Below are 3595 nucleotides of genomic sequence, written 5' to 3' on the forward strand. Positions count from 1 at the left end.
CGGTCCGACGCCGGTCTCGGGTGCGGAGGGCGATGCGGCGGTGACCGGTGCGGAGGTGTCGGCGGGCGCGTACGCGCTCGGCGAGCAGTCGCCCATGGGCTACGCGCTGGTCGACGTCTCCTGCTGGACGGACGACAGCCGCGAGACGGCCGTCGCGGTCGCCGGCATGCAGATCGCCCTCGCGAACGGAGAGAGCGCCTTCTGCGAGCTGACGAACGACGACATCGCCCCGCTGCTCACCCTCGTCAAGCAGGTCGTGAACGACGACGGCGGAGACGCCGTCGACACGGACTGGGTCCTCACGGCCGACGGCCCGACCCCCGTGTCCGGCGTCACCGACGATCCCGCCGTGACCGGCGCCGCGGTGACGGCGGGCGGCTATGCGCTGTCGGAGGCGGGCCCGGGCGGGTACGCCGCCGGCACGTGGAGCTGCGACGGCGGGTCGCTCGACGGCGCCGCCCTGCTGCTCGCCGTGGGCGACGTCGCGGTCTGCACGATCGTCAACGACGATCTGCCCGGCGAGCTCACCCTCGTGAAGGACGTGGTGACCGACGACGGCGGCACGCTCGACGCCTCGGCGTGGACCCTCACGGCGGATGGCCCCGTCCTGGTCAGCGGCGTGACGGGCGACCTCGCGATCACCGACGCGACCGTGCCCGGCGGGGACTACGTCCTCAGCGAGGACGGCCCGTCCGGCTACGCGCCCGGCGTCTGGGTCTGCGACGGCGGCGCGGTCACGGAGGACGGCATCGTGACGGTGCCGAACGGCGGCGACGTGACCTGCACGATCGTGAACGACGACATCGCCCCGCACCTCACGCTGATCAAGGAGGTCGTGAACGACGACGGCGGCACGGCGCTGCCGACGGAGTGGACGCTGGTCGCCGACGGGCCGTCCGACGTCGCGGGACCCACGGGCGATGCATCGGTGACGACCGCGACGGTGCTCGCGGGAGCCTACGCGCTGTCTGAGACGGGGCCCGCGGGATACGAGGCCGGAGAGTGGAGCTGCCAGGGAGGCGCGCTCGACGACGGGGTGCTCGTGCTCGAGGTCGGCGAGGACGCGGTCTGCACGATCGTGAACGACGACATCGCGCCGCACCTGACCCTCGTGAAGGAGGTCGTCAACGACGACGGCGGCGACCTCGGTGCGGTCGACTTCCCGCTCACGGCGTCCGGCCCCGACACGATCTCGGGAGTCTCGGGCGACGAGGCGATCACGGAGGCACCCGTGACAGCGGGCGCATACGACCTGTCCGAGCAGCAGCGTGCCGGCTACACTGCCGGGGCGTGGGCCTGCGACGGCGGCGCCCTCGACGGGACCGCGCTCCTGCTCGGCGTCGGCGACGAGGCCGTCTGCACGATCGTGAACGACGACGATCCCGTCGACCTCGCCCTCACGAAGGACGACGGCGGGGCCACCGCGGCGAACGGCGGCAGCTTCGACTACACGCTCGCGATCGAGAACGTCGGCGAGCGCGCCGTCGACCTCGACGAGCCCGTGACCGTCGTGGACGAGCTGCCGGACGGGATGGTCTTCGTCTCGGGCCCCGACGAGTGCTCTGCCGACGGGCGGGTCGTGACGTGCGACGTCGATCCCGCGCTCCTCGGAGCGGGGGACGCGGTGGAGATCGTGCTCACGGTGGCGTTCCAGGCGGACGCTCCGGCGGGCGACTACGAGAACATCGCGTGGGTCACGACGGAGGACGACCCGGCCCCCGAGGAGCCGAGCTGCCCGAGCGCGTCGAACAACGTCGACTGCGAGCCGACGCCGCTGCAGTTCCCGACGCTGACGCTCGTGAAGGTCGTCGACAACGACGAGGGCGGCGAGGCGGAGGTCTCCGACTTCGTTCTCTCGGCAGACGGCCCCGTCGCGATCTCCGGGACGACGGGCGAGGCGGCCGTGACGGGGGCGGAGGTGCCCGCCGGCTCGTACACGCTCTCCGAGGACGGACCGCAGGGATACGCGGCAGGCACCTGGTCGTGCATCGGGGGCGCTCTCGACGGCGACGTCGTGACGCTCGCGGGCATCCTCGACGTCGTCTGCACCATCGTGAACGCCGATCATCCGGTCGACCTCGCGCTCACGAAGGACGACGGCGGCGCGTCGGCGGAGGCCGGGCAGTCGTTCGAGTACACGATCACCGTGGCGAACATCGGCTCGCGGGATGTCGACGGGGACGATCCCGTGACCGTGACCGACGTGCTGCCGGACGGGATGGTCTTCGTGTCGGGCCCCGAGGGGTGCGCGGCCGACGGGCAGGTCGTGACGTGCGACGTCGACCCCGCGCTCCTGGGAGCGGGGGAGAGCACGCAGCTCGTCCTGACGGTCATGTTCGAGGCGGATGCGCCGGCGGGGGAGTACGTCAACCTCGCCGTCGTCACCACGGAGGACGACCCGGCCCCCGAGGAGCCGACGTGCCCCGAACCGGGTGCGGCCGCCGCGATCGCCGCGGGCGCGCTGGCCGGGAACAACGTGGACTGCGAGCCGACGCCGCTCGTGGCGGGGTCGCTGTCGGCCGAGAAGTCGGTGTGGGAGGAGTCGGACGACGGCTGGGTGGAGTCGGACGGCATCGTCGAGTTCGGCGACACCGTCCGCTATCAGATCCTCCTGGAGGCTGCGGGCGATGCGCCCAGCCGAGACGTCGTGGTCGTGGACGAGCTGCAGGACGGCCTCGTCCCCGCGGGGAAGGCGTCGTGCTCGACGGCGTGCGCGGCGACGCTGGACGAGGGCACGGCGACGCATCGGGTGGAGATCGCCGCGATCGAACCCGGTGAGAGCGTCACGATCGTGTTCGATGCCGTGGTGCCGGACGGGCCGGCGCTGCGTCCCGGGGAGAGGATCGAGGCGTCGTTCGACAATGTCGCGGTCTTCCAGACCCGCAACCAGGGGCCGGCCCCGACGAACGAGGTCACGGTGACCGCGGACGATGAGCGCGACCCCGCCCCGACCGCCCAGCCGACGCCCCCGACGCCGAAGCCCCGGCCCCTCGCCCCCACGGGCGGGGAGCTCGGTCCCCTCGGCCTCGCCGTCGGCGGCGGTCTCCTCCTCGCCGGATGGATGCTCGTCGCCCGCGCCCGCGCGGCGGCACGAACCCGCTGATCCGGCGCACCCGATCCGCGACGGGTCGGAAGCGGCTGCCCCCCCCGAGGCCGCGTCCGACCCGTCGCCGTGCGCGCGGCGGCGAGACGGGGCAAGATGGAGGGCATGACAGAACGCACCAAGCCCGAGTTCGACGCCCCGGAGGGGCCGGCTCCCTCCGAGCTCGTCATCCGCGACATCATCGTGGGCGACGGCGCCGAGGCCAAGCCCGGCGACACCGTGACCGTCCACTACGCCGGCGTGGAGTACGACACCGGCGACGAGTTCGACTCGTCGTGGAACCGCGGCGAGAGCATCCAGTTCCCGCTGCGTGGCCTCATCCAGGGCTGGCAGGACGGCATCCCGGGGATGAAGGTCGGCGGACGCCGCGAGCTCGTCATCCCGCCGCACCTCGCCTACGGGCCCGCAGGCGCCGGGCACTTCCTGAGCGGCAAGTCGCTCATCTTCATCATCGACCTCATCGCCGTCGCCTGACGGCCGTACGGGAAGCGC

At 72.8% G+C, this 3595-nt stretch carries 2 protein-coding genes; both read left to right on the plus strand.

Annotated features, from left to right (window positions below):
- Positions 1 to 3103: hypothetical protein (locus ACWGPF_RS12390; RefSeq protein WP_452333109.1), on the plus strand; the 3103-nt coding region annotated here is incomplete at its 5' end.
- Between the two features lie 105 nt (positions 3104 to 3208).
- Positions 3209 to 3577 carry an FKBP-type peptidyl-prolyl cis-trans isomerase gene (locus tag ACWGPF_RS12395; RefSeq protein ID WP_345439736.1) on the plus strand — a complete coding sequence of 123 codons (369 nt, stop codon included), beginning with the start codon at positions 3209 to 3211 and terminating at the stop codon, positions 3575 to 3577.
- Positions 3578 to 3595 lie beyond the last annotated feature (18 nt).

The sequence above is a fragment of the Microbacterium sp. NPDC055683 genome, from assembly GCF_053617895.1.

What these genes read in the sequence shown, in the direction of transcription:
- ACWGPF_RS12395 (WP_345439736.1), top strand. Translation starts at nt 3,209, where the DNA reads ATGACAGAACGCACCAAGCCCGAGTTCGACGCCCCGGAGGGGCCGGCT.